Raw genomic sequence first — 18,568 nt, 5'->3', positions numbered from 1 at the left:
GCAACACATAAACAATGTGGGCACAGGGCTTATGTGGGCACAGGGCTTATGTGGGAGCGGGCTTGCTCGCGAAAGCGGTGTATCAGTCAGCACTTGTATTGGCTGATACACCGCTTTCGCGAGCAAGCCCGCTCCCACATTTTTGATCGCGGCGGTTTATGACCTTGCCAGGGCCAGCAAACGCTCGCGCCAGGCGGCCTTGGCCGGCAAGGCCAGGAAGAACGGGTTCAGCAGCGACTCGCGCGCCGGGTAGCTGAACGGCTGGCCATTCAATTCCAGCACTTCGCCGCCCGCACCTTCCAGCACGCCCTGGGCCGCAGCGGTGTCCCACTGCGACGTCGGCGCCAGGCGCGGATAACAATCGGCGCTGCCTTCGGCCAACAGGCAAAACTTCAACGAGCTGCCGATATTGGCCAGCTTCAACTCCCCCAGCCCTTGGCTCAACCCATCGAGCAAGCGCTCCTGTTCGGGGCTGGTATGGCGACGGCTGGCGACCACGGTGAACGCTTCGCCTGCGACTGGCTTCTGGCGCACCTGGATCGGCCGGGGCGCGGCATTCACGTCCGAGCGCCACGCCCCAAGGCCCGCGCCGCCGAAGTAGCAGCGGCCACTGGTGGGCATCGACACCACGCCGAACACCACCCGTCCCTGTTCGATCAAGGCGATGTTGACGGTGAATTCTTCACTGCCGCTGATAAACTCCTTGGTGCCATCCAGCGGGTCCACCAGCCACCAGCGCTGCCAACGGGCACGCACGCTCTGGTCAATGTCGGCATCTTCTTCCGACAGCACCGGGATGCTGGGGTCCAGCGCGGTGAGGCCGGCGAGAATCAGGTGGTGGGCGGCCAGGTCGGCGGCGGTGACTGGCGAATCATCGGCCTTGGCTGTCACGGCCACATCGGCGCGCCAATACGGCAGGATGACCTCGCCGGCCTGGCGGGCCAGTTCAATCACGGGGGCGATGTAGGCGTGGCCGAGGAACAATTCGCTCATGGCTGGTAGGCCCCGCGCTGGGTCAGCAGGTCCCGCACCAGGTACAGCGCGGCGAGGGCACGGCCTTCGCTGAACTGCGGGTTCTGCGCCAGTTGCGCCAGTTCGCGCAGGTTGACCCGGTCCACGCGCATCGGCTCGGGCTCGTCGCCCTCCAGGCGTTCTTCGTACAGCTCGGTGGCCAGCACCACCTGGATTTTCTGGCTCATATAGCCGGGGGACAGGGACAGCTCGGTCAAGTGCTCCAACTGCCGTGCGCCGTAGCCTGCTTCTTCCTTGAGTTCACGGTCTGCCGCCGCCAGCACATCTTCGCCCGGTTCGATCAGGCCCTTGGGCAAGGACAGTTCATACTCATCCGTGCCACCGCAGTATTCCTCCACCAGCAGCGCGTGGTCAGCGTCGATCATCGCCACGATCATCACCGCGCCATACCCTGCACCCCGGCCCACCAGGCGCTCGTAGGTCCGTTCAACGCCATTGGAAAAGCGCAACTGCACTTGCTCCACGCGGAACAAACGACTACTGGCGACAATTTCGCGGGCGAGGACGGTGGGTTTCTGGCGCATAAAGGGCTCCTTGGCGTGATCGGGTTACTATACCGTGGCTTTTCCGATTGTCTGTGTCGGATGTATTTACTTACCTGCTTGAGAGCCCACCATGCCGCCACTGCCCTGGTCTGATATCGATACCGTCTTGCTGGACATGGACGGCACCTTGCTCGACCTGCATTTCGACAACCACTTCTGGATGGAACACCTGCCCCGGCGCTATGCCGAACTGCACGGGGTGAGCCAGGCCATGGCCGAGATGGAGTTGCAGCCGCTGTTCGAGCGTAACGCTGGCCAGTTGCAATGGTATTGCCTGGATTTCTGGAGCGCCGAACTGCAGATCCCGGTGCGCGAACTCAAGCTGGAAACCGCCCACCTGATCGCCCTGCGACCGGACGCCGATACCTTTCTGGCGGCGATCAAACAGGCTGGCAAGCGCGTGATCCTGATCACCAACGCCCACCGCGACTCGCTGTCGCTGAAGCTGGAACGCATTGAGCTGGCGCCGTATTTCGAGCGGCTGATCAGCTCCCACGACTATGGTTTTGCCAAGGAAAACCCGCAGTTCTGGGACGCCCTGCAAGCGGATATCGATTTTGACCCGGCGCGCAGCCTGTTTATCGACGACACCTTGCCGATTCTGCGCAGTGCGCGGGATTTCGGGGTGGGGCATTTGCTGGCGGTCAAACAGCCGGACAGCCGCAAAGGGCCCAAGGATACGGCGGAGTTCGATGCGGTCGGGGATTACCGGGAATTGATTGTCGGGCTCTAAAACTATATGTAACACCCCTGTGGGAGCGGGCTTGCCCGCGATTGCGGTGGGTCAGAGCTAGATCTGCTGACTGACACACCGCAATCGCGGGCAAGCCCGCTCCCACATTATTTAGTTGCCTTGGGTATTACTCAGGAATACGCAGCGTCTGCCCTGGGTAGATTTTGTCCGGGTGCGACAACAGCGGCTTGTTGGCCTCGAAGATTTTGTTGTACTTGTTGGCGTCGCCGTACTCAATTTTGGCGATCGCGCTCAAAGTGTCGCCCTTTTTCACCACGACAAAGCGGGCAGCCGCAACAACAGGGCCCGACACGGTGATTTTATCTTCCACGGTAGCCACGCCAGCAATATTGCCCAGCGCCAGCAGAATCTTCTCTTTCTCCTCCTGGGTGGCGACTTCACCGGTCACCGTCACCTTGTCGCCATCCACCGTGGTCTGCACATTCGGGTTACCCAGGCCGACCTTGGCAACGTGATCCTTCAACTGTTCACTCGCGTTCGCATTACCCGGCGTCAACAGATCAACGATTTTCTCGCCGGCTTCTTTGATAAAGCTAAAAAGACTCATAGTGCGCTCTCCTTGGGATTAGGTTTCCAGATGCCAAAGACTAGACCAGTCTTACAGACCTTGGTTCCAGCCCGACCAATGACGCAAACGCGCTAGAATCCCCCCGCTATTGGAATAAGAGCCCCGGAGCGAAGATGGACATCAAACAGCTGAAATTCCTCATCGCCCTCGACGAAACCCGTCACTTCGGCCAGGCAGCCGCGCGCTGCCACATTACCCAGCCGACCCTGTCGATGCGCCTGCGCAGCCTGGAAGAAGAGCTGGAGCTGCCGCTGGTCAACCGCGGCCAGCGTTTCGAGGGCTTTACCGCCCCCGGCGAGCGGGTGCTGGCCTGGGCGCGGACGGTGCTGGCAGCCTACGACGGCCTGCAGGCCGAAGCCGCCGCCTGCCGGGGCAACCTGGTGGGGACACTGCGCCTGGGCGTGGTGCCGCTGTCGAGCTTTGATCCGCTGGCCTTGATGCAACAACTGCACAAGCAACACCCCAGCCTGCGATTTGAGTTATCAGCGTTGAGTTCCGAACAAATCCTCGAACAACTGGCGAGCAATCGGTTGGACCTGGGCGTGTCCTACCTCGAGCGCCTGGACGCCGAGCGCTTTGACTCCCTGGCCCTGGAAGAAACCCGCATGGGCCTGCTGTACGACCAACGCTTCTTCAGCTTCGGCGAAAAGCCCCTGAGCTGGGAGGCGCTGATCGAACTGCCCCTGGGCATGCTCACCAGTGGCATGCACTTTCGCCAGTCCATCGACCATAACTTCCACAGCCGGGGCCTGACGCCGCGACCTCTGCTGCAAACCGATGCCGTCCATCAGTTGCTGCAGGCCGTGCACGGCGGCCTGTGTTGTGCGGTGATGCCGCTGGATGGCGGCCTCGACGCGCTGACCGAACACCTGCGCCTGCAACCCATCGAAAACGCGCAAACCCTGGCCAAGCTGGGGCTGATCATGCGCCGCAGCGCGCCGCGCTCGGCGTTGGCCGAGGCGTGTTTCGCGCTTTATCAGTAATCGCTGGCAAAGCCTTGATCGACGTCATCTATCGGTAGATCAGTACTGACGATTAGACGCGACCCTTTGTCGCGCCTAGTCTTCACTCTGAACACTTCGCCGGTGACTAGACTTGATGAACGCCCAGCGCCCAGCATGCGCGGCGCCCGCCCTGACAACGCCCGCGCCTGCCGCCAGCCAGAGTTATCAATACTGCAACCTCGACCATACGGAATCGGCCAGCACCGCGCTGGCCGAGGAAGTCGCGTTGGCGATTGCCTATAACGACATCAACCAGGCGGTAATGCTGGTGACGCCCACCGATCTTGAAGACTTTATCGTCGGCTTCAGCCTGGGCAGCGGCATCATCAGCGACATCAGCGATATCTATGACCTGCAACTGAGCGGTGCAGGCTCGGCCCAGTACGCCCAGGTGCAGATCTGCAGCCGCGCCTTCTGGAACCTCAAGCAACAGCGCCGGCAACTGGCCGGCACCAGCGGCTGCGGCCTGTGTGGCGTGCAAGCCCTGGAGCAGGCGCTGCCGGACCTTCAGGTGCTGTCGGGCGCACCGCTGCCGCCTGCTGCCTGGCTGGAGGGCTTGCGCCAGCGCATCAGTGCCTTTCAGCCGCTGGGCCAGTACAGCGGCGCGGTGCATGCGGCGGTGTTCATGGATAACCAGGGCGAACTGCTGCTGGGCCGCGAAGATATCGGCCGCCATAACGCCCTCGACAAACTGATCGGCGCCCTGGTCCGCCAGCGCATCCCGACCGCAGGCGGCGTGGCAATTGTCACCAGCCGTTGCAGTCTCGAATTGATCCAGAAAGTCCTGCGCGCAGGCATCCAGACCCTGGTCAGCCTGTCATCGCCCACCGGCCTGGCCCTGCAATGGGCGCGCCGGCATAACCTCAATCTCATCCACCTGCCGCAAAAAAGCGCGCCGCGGGTCTACAGCCCTGCGATGGAGTACCAGCCATGAGCAATCATCACCAAGCCGACCAAACCCCGACCCCGCGCTACAAGCCCTATAAAGGCCCGGCTGGCGGCTGGGGCGCGCTGATCAGCGTGGCGCAGGCGTGGCTGACCAGCGATAACGCGCTGAAAAATATCCGCATGATGCTCAAGACCAACCAGAACGGCGGCTTCGACTGCCCAGGTTGCGCCTGGGGTGACTCGCCGGAAAGCGGCATGGTCAAGTTCTGCGAGAACGGCGCCAAGGCGGTCAACTGGGAAGCCACCAAGCGCCGGGTAGATGCGGCGTTCTTCGCCAAACACAGTGTCAGCGCACTGCTGGAGCAGAGCGACTATTGGCTGGAATACCAGGGCCGCCTGACCGAGCCGATGAGCTATGACGCCCAGACCGACCGCTACAAACCCATCAGTTGGGAGTCGGCCTTCGACCTGATCGGCCAGCACCTGCGAGCCCTGCCAAGCCCGGACATGGCCGAGTTCTATACCTCGGGCCGGGCCAGCAATGAAGCGGCGTACCTGTATCAGTTGTTCGTGCGCGCCTACGGCACCAACAACTTCCCGGACTGCTCGAACATGTGCCACGAAGCCAGCGGCGTGGCCCTGGCGCAAAGCGTAGGTGTCGGCAAAGGCACTGTGACGTTTGATGATTTCGAGCACGCCGACGCGATTTTCGTCTGGGGCCAGAACCCCGGCACCAACCACCCGCGCATGCTCGAACCGCTGCGCGAAGCGGTGAAGCGCGGCGCCCAGGTGGTGTGTATCAACCCGCTCAAGGAGCGTGGCCTGGAACGTTTCCAGCACCCGCAGCACCCGCTGGAAATGCTCACCAACGGCGACAAACCGACCAACACCGCGTATTTCCGCCCGGCGCTGGGTGGCGACATGGCGATCCTGCGCGGCATGGCCAAGTTCCTGCTGCTGTGGGAGCGCCAGGCCCAGGCCGAAGGCAAGGAGGCAGTGTTCGACCACGACTTCCTCAATGAACACACGATCAATGTGCTGGATTACCTGGCCAAGATCGACGACACCTCCTGGGATGAAATCGTCGAGCAATCCGGCCTGAGCCTGGTGGAGATCGAGCAAGCGGCGCGCATGTACGCCAAAGGCAAGAACGTGATCATGTGCTGGGCGATGGGCATCACCCAGCATCGGCACTCGGTGCCGACCATCCAGGAAATCGCCAACCTTATGCTGCTGCGCGGCAACATTGGCCGCCCCGGTGCCGGCCTGTGTCCGGTGCGTGGCCACAGTAACGTGCAGGGCGACCGCACCATGGGGATCAACGAACGGCCACCCGTGGCCTTCCTGGATGCCCTGGAGCGTCGCTTCCAGTTCAAGGTACCCCGGGACAACGGGCATAACGTGGTCGAAGCGATCCACGCCATGCTCGAAGGCCGCGCCAAGGTGTTTATCGGCCTGGGTGGCAACTTCGCCCAAGCGACGCCCGACAGCCCTCGCACCTTCCAGGCCTTGAGCAACTGCGACCTGACGGTGCAGATCAGCACCAAGCTCAATCGCAGCCACCTGGCCCACGGCAAGCAGGCCTTGATCCTGCCGTGCCTGGGCCGCACCGACATCGATATCCAGGCCGATGGCCCTCAAGCGGTGACGGTAGAAGACTCGTTCAGCATGGTGCATGCCTCCAATGGCCAGTTGCAGCCGCTGTCGAAACTGATGAAGTCGGAACCGGCCATTCTCGCCGGCATCGCCGCCGCCACCCTGGGTAGCAAGCCGGTGGACTGGAACTGGCTGGTGGCCGATTACCGCCGCATCCGCGACTTGATCGCCGACACCATCCCCGGCTTCAAGGACTTCAACGAGCGTGTGCAGCACCCAGGCGGTTTCTACCTGGGCAACAGCGCCGGCGCCCGCCGCTGGAATACCCCGTCAGGCCGGGCGAATTTCCGCGCCAACATCCTGCCCAAGGACCTGGTGCATGAACGCACCCGTGCCACTGGCCAGTTGCCCGACCTGATCATGCAATCCATGCGTTCCCACGATCAGTACAACACCACCATCTACGGCCTGGATGACCGTTATCGTGGGGTCAAGGGCCAGCGCGACGTGCTGTTCGTCAACGAAGCCGACATCATCCGCCTGGGCTTCAAGCCGGGGCAGAAGGCCGATATCGTGTCGATCTGGGATGATGGCCGTGAACGCCGGGTCAAGGGTTTTACCTTGCTGGCGTTCGATATTCCGGCGGGGCAGGCAGCGGCCTATTACCCGGAGGTCAACCCGCTGGTGCCGTTGGAAAGCACCGGGGATGGTAGCCATACGCCTACCTCCAAGTTCGTGGCGATTCGCCTGGAAGCGGCCAGCGACAAGGGTTTGATCATGGCCCGAACTGCCTGATCGTCTCCATGGCTGGGAACGATCTTCACGGGCACAAAAAAGGCCGCTTTTGTATAAAAGCGGCCGTTGCGAAGTAACTAAAGACCGGCAAAAACGACTTAAGTTCCCTAGATAAAACAGTAACTTAGCTAATTGTATACAACCTGCACCACTGGTCGGAATTCGATTGTAAGAATATTCCGACAACCTCAGGATCGCGCCGTCATCCCCTTGAGGTTCACCTATGAAGTTCTCCTCGATTCTCTTGTTGTCCCTTGGCCTGGTCAGTGGCGCAGCCATGGCCGGTGGCACCACCGAAGCCGGTGTAGGCGGCGCATTGGGCGGGGTTTTAGGTTCTGTCGTCGGCCAGCAGATCGGCGGCAATACCGGTTCGGCCATTGGTGCAGCCCTGGGCGGCGCTGGCGGTAGCGCAGTAGGCGCAGACAAACGCAGCCGTGGCGAAGCAGCCATTGGCGGTGCACTGGGCGCAGCGGGCGGCAACGTGGTCGGGCGCAGTGTCGGCGGTAGCACCGGCAGCTTGATCGGCGCAGCAGCAGGCGGTGGCGCCGGCGGCGCACTGGGTAACTATATGGGCAACAAGAGCGATGACGACGACCGCCGCGATCGCGGGCGTGATAACCGTCGCTATGACCGTGATGATCATCGTGGCCGTGGGCATGCTTATGGCCATCGCAAGAACAAGCATCACTACCGTCACCGGTGAACACAGCAAACTCAATGTGGGAGCTGGCTTGCCGGCGATAGCGCAATGCCAGCAACCAATAGGTGGCCTGACACTGCGCTATCGCGGGCAAGCCCGGCTCCCACATTAGTTCTTCATTGTTTCGCAGGCCGCAGTCAGACCGCCAGGTGTTGCAGTGCTTCGCGCAGTACCTGTGGAATCGTCACCGGCTGGTTCGTCGCCCGGTCCACAAACACATGCACAAACCGCCCCGCCGCACAGGCCTCATCCTCGCCGGCCTTGAACACCGCCAACTCGTACTGCACTGAACTGTTGCCCAACTTGCCCACCCGCAGGCCGATATCGATACGGTCGGGAAAGGCAATCGAGGCAAAGTAGTCGCACGCCGAACTCACCACAAACCCCACCACTTCGCCGTCATGGATATCCAGCCCGCCCTGTTCGATCAGGTAGGTGTTCACCGCCGTGTCGAAAAAGCTGTAGTAGGTGACGTTATTCACATGCCCATACACGTCATTGTCGTGCCAGCGCGTAATGATCGGTTGGAAGTGACGGTAATCGGCACGCTGCGGCATTGAGTCAGGCATGGACAAGTCTCGCTGAAGTGAATTTACAGGTCGCTCAGATGGGTCTCGGCCCAATCCCGCACCTGGGCATACGGATATTCTTCCAGCACGCCAGATCCTGGAATCCCCCGGGCCTTGAGCTTGGTAAACAGCGGCACGCTGATCCCGCATAGAAACCGCGTCAGGCGTTCCGCCCCTGGCAGGCTGCCGGTGTGCTGATGATGCCTGTGGATAAAATCCCCGCACAGCCCCTGGAAATTTTTATCCACAAGCGGTGCCAGCCCCGGTGGTGCCGGCAGATGGGCGACTTGGCCATGACACACCGAACAATGCCCGCACTGGCGCGGCGCCTCGGCATCGCCAAAGTACTCCGCCAACCGATAGCCCAGGCAGCGTTCGCTGGCAAACAACGCCAGCATCCCATGGATGCGCGCCACTTCCGTGGCTTCGTGCTGCTTGAAGCCTGTGTATAACTCTTCGCTCAAGGCCTGGGGGTCAAACCCGCTATCGAGCAGGCTGTAGACTTCGGTCATCTGCTTGCTTTCCAACTCGATCAGGCCCTGTTCCTGGAAATAGTCCAGCGCCTTGACCACCCGGCCACGCTCGGCCTGGTGCTGTTGATAAAGCGCGTCGAAATCCACGGTGGCCCAGCTCCTGGCCCGTTTGCACACATGGATGATCGCGGCGACAAACTGCTGCCGCTCCCCGGAAAAACGCGCCAGCAACACCTCCGGCTCCACCAGGTACTTGAAGCGATACTCGGCATAAAACGCATAGCGCGGTGCAATGACCCCCTTGAGTTCCAATTGCACCAGCAAGGTCTTGAGGGGTAGCTCGCGGATGTTGCTCAGCTCTGCCAATGACCTCAGCAGAAACTCCCATTGCCCGTCATCAGCGGCCGCCAGCAGTTCTTCCAGCACCAACCGAATGCCTTCCTGCTCCGGCGTATCGCCGTACACAAAGTTCTCCAGCACATTAAGGCTGTCGCGGTTGGCCAGCACCAGGCACTCGGAAGGCTGGCCATCGCGCCCGGCCCGGCCGATTTCCTGGCTGTAGTTCTCGATGGATTTGGGCAGGTCGAAATGCACAACGTTGCGGATATCGCTCTTGTCGATACCCATGCCAAAGGCAATGGTGGCGACGATGCAATTGGACTGGCCGCCCATGAACCGATGCTGGATGCCCTCGCGCTTATCGTGGGGCAAACCTGCGTGATAGGCCTCGGCCTGGATGCCATGGCGATTCAGATGCTCGGCGATCTGCTCGGCGGTTTTCTGCAAAGTGACGTAGACGATGCTCGGCTGGTTGGCCCGCTCGCCCATCCACTCCACCAGGCGCCGGCGTTTGTCTGCGCCGCTGACCGGTTCCACCAGCAGGTTGAGGTTGGGTCGATAGAAACCGGTGGTGATCACGTCTGCGGGGGCGATGGCGAACTTGGCCTGCATGTCCGCAATCACCTTGGGTGTGGCGGTGGCGGTCAACAGCAGCGCCTGGGGAATCTTGAACTGGCGCTGGTAGTCGGGGAGCTTGAGGTAGTCCGGGCGGAAATTATGGCCCCATTCGGAAATACAGTGCGCCTCATCCACCACCAATAATGAAATCGAAACGCTTTGCAAAAAGTTGCGAAAGCGCTCGTTCTTCAGGCGTTCTACGGAAATCATCAGGATCTTCAGCTCGCCGGAGCGAGCGCGGGCCATTACGTCATTGGCCTGATCACGACTTTGCGTCGAATCGATGCTGCCGGCCGAAATACCATGACGCTGCAAAAAGCCCAGTTGGTCCTGCATCAACGCCAACAGTGGCGACACCACCAGTGTCAGGTGCGGCAGCAGCACGGCTGAGAGCTGGTAACAGAGGGATTTGCCGGAACCTGTGGGAAAGATCGCCGCCGCCGAACGACCGGCCAGCACGGCGCTGACAGCCGCCTCCTGGCCAGGACGAAACTGTGGATAACCAAAGACCTGTTGGAGGGTGTCGTGCATGAGCTGTCACTCCATTGACCGCTGAACAGGCCTAAAACATAGCCCGGTATTTTCAGCGGATCGAAAAAGGTCGCGAGGAAAAGAGAGACAGGATGATACACAGGCTGCGAGGGTGAACCGACAATCTATAGAACACCGCAAAACACATGTGGGAGCGGGCTTGCCCGCGATGGCGGTGCCCCAGTCGATACCTCTGTTGACTGTTACACCGCTATCGCGGGCAAGCCCGCTCCCACATTTTCAGACCTTTGCTACCGCTCGATCAGCGGTTTTGCACACGCTCAATGGCTTTGTCATACACCGGGTTGGCCTTCTGTTCCTTGGCCAATTGGTAGTGACGCAACGCATCGGCAAACTGCCCGGCCGCTTCGTAGATCCGCGCGATGTTGTAGTAGGACCCGGCACGCACGGTGGCGGCTGTCGGGCCGCTGGCCAGGGCAATCGCCTTGCGGTTGGCCCAGATCGACTCGGCGGTGTTTCCGGCTTTCTGATAGGCCAGGCCGAGATTGCCGTAGGCTTTACCGAAGGAATTATCCAGCTCGATTGCCTGGCGGAAGTAGTCGATCGCCTGGTCCAGGTTACCGGCCTGGTAGGCCGCTTCGCCTTTGAGGTTCAGCTTTTTCGCATCACCCTGTACCGCTGAACTGACCACCACGGCATCCACGGCAACGCTGTCGTTGAGCAGGGGTTTGACTTCGTTGAGCACATCCTTGGCCTCGACCAGCACGCCGGTGAAGGTATTGATGTCCTGGAAGTCACCGCTGCCGGTCATGCGGAACACGGTCCACAAGTTACCGGTGCGATTGGTCGGCACGTAGTAAGTGCGGACCAGGGACTGGCCCATGTACACAAACACCTTGGCCTGGCTTTCGGACAGCGCCGTGGAACCGGTATCGGTGCGGTTGGAGAAGTCATGCACGGCGTACACGTAGCTTTCGCCGTAGTGTTTTTTCTGCAGGGTGATGGTTTCCGGGCCGTAGCTGTCGGTGTCATCCACATCCAGCTCGGCATCGGTGCCGGTCTTGCTGTTGAAGTAGATGTTGTTGCCGGGGAAGATCATGTGGGAGTCGAGGTCCGAAGGCGATTGCCCCCAGGTCAGCACCACACGCAGGCCGTCGAGGTTTTCCATCACCGGGCTGATGGCATAGGTCATGCCTTTGCACGGGCACTTGACCACCAGGTTGGAGTAGCCGGGCTTCTTGATGATCAGCAGGTTGTCGGCACCATCGGCAACTTCGCTGGTGAGAGTGACTTGGCCCTGGGCATTGGTGCGCCCCACCACATTCTGTGCGCCGTTGCGTTGCAACAAGACTTCGGCGTCGGCGATTTTCTGGTCCTTGACCACCGCACTGAGCACCTCGATCGGCAACTGCTCGGCCTGGACCGAAAACGCCACCGCACACAATGACATCGCCGAGGCGACACGAAGCAAACCCATGCTTAACTCCCTTTAAGTAGTGGGCGGAATCGCCCTACAAGATTTTGCGGTGAAACATACGCTGAATTCAGGGGTTTTGCCGGGATTTTATACAGAATGTGACGTGGTTTTTATCCCACCTGCGCCAGGGTGCCCCGCAGCCAAATCGCAAACTTCGGAAGCCTCCGTAGGAAATCGCCAAGCCGGGACCCATACGCTTCCCAAACTTCCTCCAACCTACACTTGACCCTCTACAGAATCAGCCAACCCTGACCGAAACTAGCGCCTTCGCCATCTGCTCGGTAAAAGTCCGTGAGCGATGCTCAGCCATCAAGCCTCTCAATGCATGTGTACACACATGAGTCATAGTCCGATGCTCTTCTTACAGTCGGCGATCTTCTTTGCCCTGATCTTGATAGGCTTGGCGCTCTTCATCAGCCGAAACAAACTGCGCCAGCAAGGCGACCATCCCTCTGACCCACTCCCGCGTGCCCCCACCATGAATCTGGCCCCCAACTTCCCCCAAGACCCTGTCATGCAGCAGCTCCTGCAATTGCTGCACGAAGAAATCGGCCTGCCCAAGCACAAGACCATCCGCCTTAAAACCTCGCTCAACTTTGACCTCGGTTGCGACGGCGCAGACGCCAGGCAGTTTATGGAGACTCTGGAGCAGGCATTTGATCTCGACCTGGGTGACTATGATGCTTATCGTTACTTCAATCCGCCGGTATTCGATGTATTCCTGAAACACCGCGCCAAGGGCCGCGGCGAGAAGACGCCACTCACCATCGGCATGCTCTACCTGGCTATCAAGACCCATAGCTGGGATACGCAGACGCTGGAAAACCTGAGCTGAAGAGCGCTGGGGAATTAATGTGGGATGACTGGTGCACCGCTTTGTTCTCAGGCTCTTCGCCCGCAAGCCGGGTTCCTACAAAACTGTTTCGCGCACAAAAAAGCCGCCCACTAGGGGCGGCTTTTTAACAGCTACCGAATCTTACAACTTCGGACCCGCTGCCTTGATCGCGTCGCTGACTTCAAACTTCTTGAAGTTCTCGACGAACAGGCCGGCCAGGGCCTTCGCTGCTTCGTCGTAGGCAGCCTTGTCAGCCCAGGTGTTACGTGGGTTCAACAGGCCGGTCTCAACGCCCGGTACGGCCAGTGGCACGTCGAGGTTGATGGTGTCCAGGTGCTCGGTTTGCGCACCGATCAACGCGCCGCTCTGGATCGCTGCGATCACCGCACGGGTGGTCGGGATGTTGAAGCGTTTGCCAACACCGTAGCCGCCGCCGGTCCAGCCGGTGTTGACCAGGTAGACCTTGGAGCCGAAGCCACGGATGCGCTTGATCAGCAGCTCTGCGTATTCGCCAGCCGGGCGCGGGAAGAACGGCGCGCCGAAGCAGGTGGAGAAGGTCGACTTGATGCCGCTGCCCGAACCCATTTCAGTCGAGCCCACCAGTGCGGTGTAGCCGGACAGGAAGTGGTAGGCCGCCTGTTCTTCGTTGAGGATCGACACCGGTGGCAGCACGCCAGTCAGGTCGCAGGTCAGGAAGATCACTGCGTTTGGCTCGCCGCCCAGGTTCTTCTCGGAACGCTTGGCAACGTGCTCCAGCGGGTAGGCCGCACGGCTGTTCTGGGTCAGGCTGACATTGGTGTAATCGGCGTGCTTGGCATCGTCGATCACCACGTTTTCCAGGACGGCGCCGTGCTTGATGGCTTTCCAGATGACCGGCTCGTTTTTCTCGGACAGGTCGATGCACTTGGCATAGCAACCGCCTTCGATATTGAACACCACACCCTCGCCCCAGCCGTGTTCGTCGTCACCGATCAGGTAACGGCTTTCGTCGGCGGACAGGGTGGTCTTGCCAGTGCCCGACAGACCGAAGAACAAGGTCACATCGCCTTCTTCGCCGATGTTGGCAGCGCAGTGCATTGGCAGCACGTCAGCGGCCGGCAGCAGGAAGTTCTGCACCGAGAACATGGCTTTTTTCATCTCGCCGGCGTAACGCATGCCAGCAATCAGGACTTTTTTCTGGGCGAAGTTGAGGATCACGCAACCATCGGAGTTGGTGCCGTCACGCTCAGGGACGCATTCAAAGTTGGCAACGTTGAGCACTTGCCACTCTTCACGCCCGGCCGGGTTGTACTGGGCCGGGTTGATGAACAGGCAGCGACCGAATAGGTTCTGCCAGGCAGTCTGGGTGGTCATTTTCACGGCCAGGTAATGCTCTTCGGCAGAACCTACATGCACGTGGGAAACGAAATGCTCTTGCGCGTTGTTGAAAGCCTCGACGCGAGCCCACAGGGCATCGAACTTGTCGGCCGGGAACTTGCGGTTGATCGGGCCCCAGGCAATGGCAGCCTGGGTGGACGGCTCTTCAACGATGAAACGATCGACCGGCGAACGACCGGTACGGTGACCGGTTTCTACGACCAGCGCGCCAGTATCGGCAAGCACGCCTTCACCGCGCTGCAGGGCTTCTTTGACCAGATCGTCAACACTCAGATCGGTGTATACGGCGTTATTGGCTTGCGTCATGAGGTTCCCCGTCGGCCTATGGCCGAGTGCTCCAAACGTTTTGTAGTAGAAAGTTGCGCACTACTACCGCGAAAAAAGTGGGCCGGATTATGCCAGAAAAGCCCAAAAAGAGTAGGGCCCTCCCGTCAGAACACCTCTAATCCGGCGTTTGTCAGGTGATTTACCTGTGCTTAAACGTTTTAGTGGTGGGTGCCCGAAGGGGTGTCAACGCCAGCGCCAGCGAACAATTGGCCGATATCGGCAGCGTCGAACAGGTAGCGCTGGTTGCAGAACTGGCAATCGATCTCGATTCTGCCGCCGTGCTCCACCGCCAGGTTTTGCGCATCTTCCAAGCCCAGGCTCACCAGGGCATTGCCCGAACGCTCGCGGGAACAGCTGCAGTGGAAACGCAACGATTGCGCATCGAACAGGCGCACTTCTTCTTCGTGGTAAAGGCGGTGCAGGATGGTTTCGTTGTCCAGGCCCAGCAGCTCTTCAGCGGTCAGGGTACCGGCCAGGGCGGTCAGACCGCGCCAGCTCTCTTCGCGCTCATCCTCATCCTTGATACGGTCCGCCGGCAGCTGTTGCAACAGCAGGCCACGGGCACGCTTGCCGTCCGCGTTGAGCCAGAAGCGGGTGCCCACTTGCTGGGACATGACGAAATAGTTGGTGAAGCAGTCGGACAGGGTTTCACCGTCCAGGTCGACAATGCCCTGGTAACGCTGGCCAACGGTCGGGTCGATGGTCAACGCCAGCACGCCGTCGGGCATCAGGTCGGCCAGGGTCGCGTCCGCCGGGATCCGGTCTGCGTCATACCGGGCCAGGCCACGGATTTCGCGGTTGCTGGAGCACTCGATCATCAGCATGGGCACCGGGCCTTCGGAACGGGCCTGGAGAATCAGCAAGCCATCGAACTTCATGGTGCCCACCAGCAGCGACGCGGCGGCCATCAGTTCGCCGAGCAACTGCGCGACCGGCTCCGGATAGGGGTGCTTGGCAAGGACTTCGGCATAGCTGCGCTCCAGGGCAACCAGTTCGCCACGCGCGTCGTTGTCGTCAAAGAGGAAACGTTGGGTGAAGTCGGTATCCGGTAGATCAGTCATAGGTCTGGGTATCTGAATTGATGACAAAGTGATGACAATGTTTCTAAAATTATGCGCTTTAGCACCAATTTGGTGCGATTTTCTTCTGATAGGTGAAGAGAGTTTAGAGCGAAGAGGAAACAGTTTATGAACAATCCGGGTTTGTTCCAAGCCAAGTGGAACCTCGGGCGATTGGCCTTGTGCAATTTATTCGCTCTGGGGCTGCTGTGTTTTTGGCTATGGCCCGCGGGCCAGATGCTTTGCGTGATATTCGACGAATGGCTGTTTCATCTGCTCAACGACCCACTGGCCAGCAACCCGGCCTGGCTGCATGTATGGGCGATCGCCAGCCTGCGCCCCTTTGATGCGGTGGTCGGGGTGATCCTGCTGATGCTGCTGATTCGCGGCGAATGGTTATTCAAGGCGATTGAAGTGCGCCAGGCGTTTTTCGGCTTCCTCGCGATTCTGCTGTTGCTGCTGTTTATCCGCATGCTGTTTTCCAAGCTCGCGGCGCAGATGGGCTGGCAGCACAACAGCCCGTCAATGGTGATCAGCGGGGCGATCCACATGAGCGATTACTTCCCTGACCTGGAAAAAACCTGGGAATTGAAGGATCGCTCCAGCCAGAGCTTCCCCGGTGATCATGCTTCGGTGCTGCTGATCTGGGGGATGTTCATGAGCGTGTTTGCCAAGCGCGTTGGCCAGGTTGTGCTGATCTGGGCCCTGGCGCTGCTGTTCATGATGCCGCGCCTGGTGGCGGGTGCACACTGGGGGCAGGACGACTATATCGGCGGTGTGCTGCTGGCATTGTTGGCGCTGGGCTGGGGTTATTACACGCCGTTTGCGGCGAAGGTGTCGGGTTGGCTGCTGCGCGTGACCGCACCGTTATTCGGGTTGTTGCAACGAGTACCTGTGATCAATCGCTTGAGCGTGATCCGCAACGCCTGACCTGTAGGAGCCGGCTTGCCGGCGAAGAGCCCCTCGACGGCACTGCAACTGTTGCAACCGCCATTGCTGGCAAGCCAGTTCCTACAGCAGATAACCGATATTCAATCGTCATTGCCGCTGCCGCGAAACTTGAACAGGTCGCGGCGCTGTTTCTTGCTGGGCTTGCCATCGGTGCTCATGCCCAAGGCTCCGGCCTTGCGCATGGCCGCCGCATTCTCGCGCTTGGCAATACTGGCAGGTGTCTCGGTGTACAGTGCCTGGGCTTCGGGTGCGCCACGGCGAACGACGGAAAGCGCCTCGACCAACACGGTTTTTTCATCAAACCCGACGCGGATCTGCAACTCGTCACCCACACGCGGCTCCTTGCCTGGCTTGCAGCGTTCGCCACGGCAATGCACCTTGCCGCTCTCGATGGCGGCCTTGGCCAAGGCCCGGGTCTTGTAGAAACGTGCAGCCCACAGCCACTTGTCCAAACGGACTTTTTCGTCCTCTTCCTGCTTTTGAGCCACTTGAATTCCTCGCTCTGAAAAATGTCGCAACTTAACAGTCGAAGCCCTTCGACGCACAAACGCCAAGGCTCACCTAAGATACGCCAGCTGTCAGGCAGTTTCCCCTCAGCCGTGGTTTTTTGTGGCGTGAAGATATCTGTCGCCATTTGGTGAATATTCTGCGTGAATACCGCGAATTCGGCGCCAAGCGCTCGTCAACGTTCCTGGGTTGTCACAATCTGTGAGCAGTTGGACGCTAGTGTCGTGTGACGTCGAAACATTTCTGATTGCCGGTTGTTCATATTGAAGACATTTGACCATTTGACCGTTGTCGGTCTGCGTGAATGGGTGGCACTGCCCGATCTGGGAGTGGCGGGCCTGCGCGCGAAGATCGACACCGGGGCCAGTACCTCCAGCCTGCATGCCACCGAGATCGAGCCTTTTGAGCGTGACGGTGAAAAGTGGGTGCGTTTCACCGCCCACCTGGGCAGCGTGGTGCAACTGCGTCACCGGCGCTGTGAAGCGCCGCTGGTGGCGATGAAAACCATTAAAAGCTCCAACGGCCAGGCGCAGGTGCGCTACGTCATCAGCACCACCCTGGCCCTGGGTGATCGGGTATGGCGGGTGGAGTTCACCCTGGCTTGCCGCAAGACCATGCGTTACCGCCTGTTGCTAGGTTCCAAAGCCCTGATCGACGGCCAGTTGGTGGTCAACCCGGGGCTCAAGTACGTTCAAGACAAGCCGGTGTTCCCGGTCTCTACTATTGCTGCCACAGGTGTTGCATGAAGATCGCTGTGCTGTCGCGTAACCCGCGTCTGTATTCCACCCGTCGTCTGGTCGAGGCCGGCACCGAACGGGGCCATGAGATGGTGGTGATCGATACGTTGCGCGCCTATATGAACATTGCCAGTCATAAGCCGCAGATCCACTACCGGGGCAAACCACTGGAAGGCTTCGACGCGGTGATCCCGCGTATCGGTGCCTCGGTGACCTTCTACGGCTGCGCGGTACTGCGCCAGTTTGAAATGATGGGGGTGTTTCCACTCAACGAATCGGTGGCCATTGCCCGTTCCCGGGACAAGCTGCGCTCCCTGCAATTGCTGTCGCGCCGGGGCATCGGCTTGCCAGTGACTGGCTTTGCCCATTCCCCCGATGACATTCCCGACCTGATCGAGATGGTCAACGGTGCCCCATTGGTGATCAAGGTACTGGAAGGCACCCAGGGCATTGGCGTGGTGCTGTGTGAAACCGCCACGGCGGCAGAGTCGGTGATCGAGGCGTTCATGGGCCTGAAGCAGAACATCATGGTCCAGGAGTACATCAAGGAGGCCGGCGGTGCCGATATCCGCTGCTTCGTGGTGGGGGACAAGGTGATTGCGGCGATGAAACGCCAGGCCAAGCCGGGAGAATTTCGCTCCAACCTGCACCGAGGCGGCAGCGCCAGCCTGATCAAGATTACTCCGGAAGAACGCATGACCGCCCTGCGTGCAGCCAAGGTCATGGGCTTGAGTGTGGCGGGCGTGGATATCCTGCGCTCGAACCACGGGCCACTGGTGATGGAAGTGAACTCTTCACCGGGCCTGGAAGGGATTGAAACCACCACCAACAAGGATGTGGCGGGGATCATCATTCAGCATCTGGAGAAGAACAGCGGGCCGAACATGACCCGTACCAAAGGCAAGGGCTGAAATACTCCCTTTAAG

The 18,568-nt window shown here is 60.1% G+C and carries 18 protein-coding genes; 9 read left to right on the top strand and 9 right to left on the bottom strand.

The genetic code is table 11. From position 1 onward, the window contains the following. Positions 1–156: 156 nt before the first annotated feature. Positions 157–993, bottom strand: a complete 837-nt coding sequence (gene cysQ / locus HBO05_RS09490; RefSeq protein WP_170042348.1) for a 3'(2'),5'-bisphosphate nucleotidase CysQ — start codon at positions 991–993, stop codon at positions 157–159. Then, positions 990–1,556: an ADP compounds hydrolase NudE gene (gene nudE / locus HBO05_RS09485; RefSeq protein WP_169953881.1), complete on the bottom strand. Its 567-nt coding sequence runs from the start codon at positions 1,554–1,556 to the stop codon at positions 990–992. The genes cysQ and nudE overlap by 4 nt, the downstream gene beginning before the upstream one ends. Before the next feature lie 91 nt (positions 1,557–1,647). Between nudE and yrfG the strand changes: the two genes are divergently transcribed. Further along, positions 1,648–2,310 carry a GMP/IMP nucleotidase gene (yrfG, locus tag HBO05_RS09480; RefSeq protein WP_169953882.1) on the top strand — a complete coding sequence of 221 codons (663 nt, stop codon included), beginning with the start codon at positions 1,648–1,650 and terminating at the stop codon, positions 2,308–2,310. A 127-nt stretch (positions 2,311–2,437) separates the two neighbouring features. Here the strand turns inward: yrfG and lysM are convergent, their stop codons facing one another. Further along, positions 2,438–2,878: a peptidoglycan-binding protein LysM gene (lysM, locus tag HBO05_RS09475; RefSeq protein WP_170042345.1), complete on the bottom strand. Its 441-nt coding sequence runs from the start codon at positions 2,876–2,878 to the stop codon at positions 2,438–2,440. 134 nt (positions 2,879–3,012) lie between these two features. Between lysM and HBO05_RS09470 the strand changes: the two genes are divergently transcribed. From HBO05_RS09470 to HBO05_RS09455, 4 genes are all read left to right on the top strand, one after another. Next, on the top strand, positions 3,013–3,882 hold the full coding sequence (locus HBO05_RS09470) for a LysR family transcriptional regulator (protein WP_170058166.1): 870 nt from the start codon (positions 3,013–3,015) through the stop codon (positions 3,880–3,882). A gap of 115 nt (positions 3,883–3,997) precedes the next feature. After that, the gene (gene fdhD / locus HBO05_RS09465; RefSeq protein WP_169953885.1) at positions 3,998–4,837 is read left to right on the top strand and encodes a formate dehydrogenase accessory sulfurtransferase FdhD; all 840 of its coding nucleotides are present in this window, start codon (positions 3,998–4,000) and stop codon (positions 4,835–4,837) included. After that, positions 4,834–7,182, top strand: coding sequence for an FdhF/YdeP family oxidoreductase (locus HBO05_RS09460; protein ID WP_169953886.1), 2,349 nt, complete (start codon positions 4,834–4,836; stop codon positions 7,180–7,182). The genes fdhD and HBO05_RS09460 overlap by 4 nt, the downstream gene beginning before the upstream one ends. 223 nt (positions 7,183–7,405) lie before the next feature. Next, positions 7,406–7,885, top strand: a complete 480-nt coding sequence (locus HBO05_RS09455; RefSeq protein ID WP_169953887.1) for a glycine zipper domain-containing protein — start codon at positions 7,406–7,408, stop codon at positions 7,883–7,885. Positions 7,886–8,019: 134 nt separating this feature from the next. On the opposite strand, the gene HBO05_RS09450 is transcribed toward HBO05_RS09455, so the two are convergent. The 3 genes from HBO05_RS09450 to HBO05_RS09440 form a co-directional block, all read right to left on the bottom strand. Further along, positions 8,020–8,451, bottom strand: a complete 432-nt coding sequence (locus tag HBO05_RS09450; RefSeq protein WP_170058168.1) for a thioesterase family protein — start codon at positions 8,449–8,451, stop codon at positions 8,020–8,022. A 23-nt stretch (positions 8,452–8,474) separates the two neighbouring features. Further along, positions 8,475–10,412 carry an ATP-dependent DNA helicase RecQ gene (locus HBO05_RS09445; RefSeq protein ID WP_172312450.1) on the bottom strand — a complete coding sequence of 646 codons (1,938 nt, stop codon included), beginning with the start codon at positions 10,410–10,412 and terminating at the stop codon, positions 8,475–8,477. A gap of 262 nt (positions 10,413–10,674) precedes the next feature. Further along, the gene (locus HBO05_RS09440) at positions 10,675–11,850 is read right to left on the bottom strand and encodes a tetratricopeptide repeat protein (RefSeq protein WP_169953890.1); all 1,176 of its coding nucleotides are present in this window, start codon (positions 11,848–11,850) and stop codon (positions 10,675–10,677) included. 478 nt (positions 11,851–12,328) lie between these two features. Here HBO05_RS09440 and HBO05_RS09435 point away from each other — a divergent pair, with 478 nt between their 5' ends. Beyond that, complete coding sequence (locus HBO05_RS09435) at positions 12,329–12,685, top strand: DUF1493 family protein (RefSeq protein ID WP_172312672.1); 357 nt, start codon at positions 12,329–12,331, stop codon at positions 12,683–12,685. A gap of 141 nt (positions 12,686–12,826) precedes the next feature. Here HBO05_RS09435 and HBO05_RS09430 read toward each other — a convergent pair whose 3' ends face one another. Then, complete coding sequence (locus HBO05_RS09430; RefSeq protein WP_057437065.1) at positions 12,827–14,368, bottom strand: phosphoenolpyruvate carboxykinase; 1,542 nt, start codon at positions 14,366–14,368, stop codon at positions 12,827–12,829. 179 nt (positions 14,369–14,547) lie between these two features. Beyond that, positions 14,548–15,450: an Hsp33 family molecular chaperone HslO gene (hslO, locus tag HBO05_RS09425; protein WP_169953891.1), complete on the bottom strand. Its 903-nt coding sequence runs from the start codon at positions 15,448–15,450 to the stop codon at positions 14,548–14,550. Between the two features lie 126 nt (positions 15,451–15,576). Between hslO and HBO05_RS09420 the strand changes: the two genes are divergently transcribed. Then, entirely contained in the window at positions 15,577–16,377 is an 801-nt protein-coding gene (locus HBO05_RS09420; protein ID WP_172312448.1) for a phosphatase PAP2 family protein, read from the top strand. A gap of 101 nt (positions 16,378–16,478) precedes the next feature. On the opposite strand, the gene HBO05_RS09415 is transcribed toward HBO05_RS09420, so the two are convergent. Continuing rightward, the gene (locus tag HBO05_RS09415) at positions 16,479–16,886 is read right to left on the bottom strand and encodes a S4 domain-containing protein (RefSeq protein ID WP_169953893.1); all 408 of its coding nucleotides are present in this window, start codon (positions 16,884–16,886) and stop codon (positions 16,479–16,481) included. A 315-nt stretch (positions 16,887–17,201) separates the two neighbouring features. Here HBO05_RS09415 and HBO05_RS09410 point away from each other — a divergent pair, with 315 nt between their 5' ends. Further along, positions 17,202–17,651 (top strand): ATP-dependent zinc protease, encoded by a 450-nt coding sequence (locus HBO05_RS09410; RefSeq protein ID WP_169851488.1) that lies wholly within the window; start codon positions 17,202–17,204, stop codon positions 17,649–17,651. After that, a complete protein-coding gene (gene rimK / locus HBO05_RS09405; RefSeq protein ID WP_038445187.1) occupies positions 17,648–18,553 on the top strand; it encodes a 30S ribosomal protein S6--L-glutamate ligase in 906 nt (301 codons plus the stop codon). The genes HBO05_RS09410 and rimK overlap by 4 nt, the downstream gene beginning before the upstream one ends. Positions 18,554–18,568 lie beyond the last annotated feature (15 nt).

This window comes from Pseudomonas sp. WS 5079 (genome assembly GCF_012985465.1).
Lineage (GTDB): Bacteria > Pseudomonadota > Gammaproteobacteria > Pseudomonadales > Pseudomonadaceae > Aquipseudomonas.
Note: the sequence above shows the minus strand (reverse complement) of the source record. Positions and strands in the feature narration are given on the sequence as shown.

Excerpts from the sequence above, each read along its gene's own strand:
- cysQ (WP_170042348.1), bottom strand. The coding sequence starts at position 993 with ATGAGCGAATTGTTCCTCGGCCACGCCTACATCGCCCCCGTGATTGAA.
- nudE (WP_169953881.1), bottom strand. The coding sequence starts at position 1,556 with ATGCGCCAGAAACCCACCGTCCTCGCCCGCGAAATTGTCGCCAGTAGT.
- yrfG (WP_169953882.1), top strand. The coding sequence starts at position 1,648 with ATGCCGCCACTGCCCTGGTCTGATATCGATACCGTCTTGCTGGACATG.
- lysM (WP_170042345.1), bottom strand. The coding sequence starts at position 2,878 with ATGAGTCTTTTTAGCTTTATCAAAGAAGCCGGCGAGAAAATCGTTGAT.
- HBO05_RS09470 (WP_170058166.1), top strand. The coding sequence starts at position 3,013 with ATGGACATCAAACAGCTGAAATTCCTCATCGCCCTCGACGAAACCCGT.
- fdhD (WP_169953885.1), top strand. The coding sequence starts at position 3,998 with ATGAACGCCCAGCGCCCAGCATGCGCGGCGCCCGCCCTGACAACGCCC.
- HBO05_RS09460 (WP_169953886.1), top strand. The coding sequence starts at position 4,834 with ATGAGCAATCATCACCAAGCCGACCAAACCCCGACCCCGCGCTACAAG.
- HBO05_RS09455 (WP_169953887.1), top strand. The coding sequence starts at position 7,406 with ATGAAGTTCTCCTCGATTCTCTTGTTGTCCCTTGGCCTGGTCAGTGGC.
- HBO05_RS09450 (WP_170058168.1), bottom strand. The coding sequence starts at position 8,451 with ATGCCTGACTCAATGCCGCAGCGTGCCGATTACCGTCACTTCCAACCG.
- HBO05_RS09445 (WP_172312450.1), bottom strand. The coding sequence starts at position 10,412 with ATGCACGACACCCTCCAACAGGTCTTTGGTTATCCACAGTTTCGTCCT.
- HBO05_RS09440 (WP_169953890.1), bottom strand. The coding sequence starts at position 11,850 with ATGGGTTTGCTTCGTGTCGCCTCGGCGATGTCATTGTGTGCGGTGGCG.
- HBO05_RS09435 (WP_172312672.1), top strand. The coding sequence starts at position 12,329 with ATGAATCTGGCCCCCAACTTCCCCCAAGACCCTGTCATGCAGCAGCTC.
- HBO05_RS09430 (WP_057437065.1), bottom strand. The coding sequence starts at position 14,368 with ATGACGCAAGCCAATAACGCCGTATACACCGATCTGAGTGTTGACGAT.
- hslO (WP_169953891.1), bottom strand. The coding sequence starts at position 15,450 with ATGACTGATCTACCGGATACCGACTTCACCCAACGTTTCCTCTTTGAC.
- HBO05_RS09420 (WP_172312448.1), top strand. The coding sequence starts at position 15,577 with ATGAACAATCCGGGTTTGTTCCAAGCCAAGTGGAACCTCGGGCGATTG.
- rimK (WP_038445187.1), top strand. The coding sequence starts at position 17,648 with ATGAAGATCGCTGTGCTGTCGCGTAACCCGCGTCTGTATTCCACCCGT.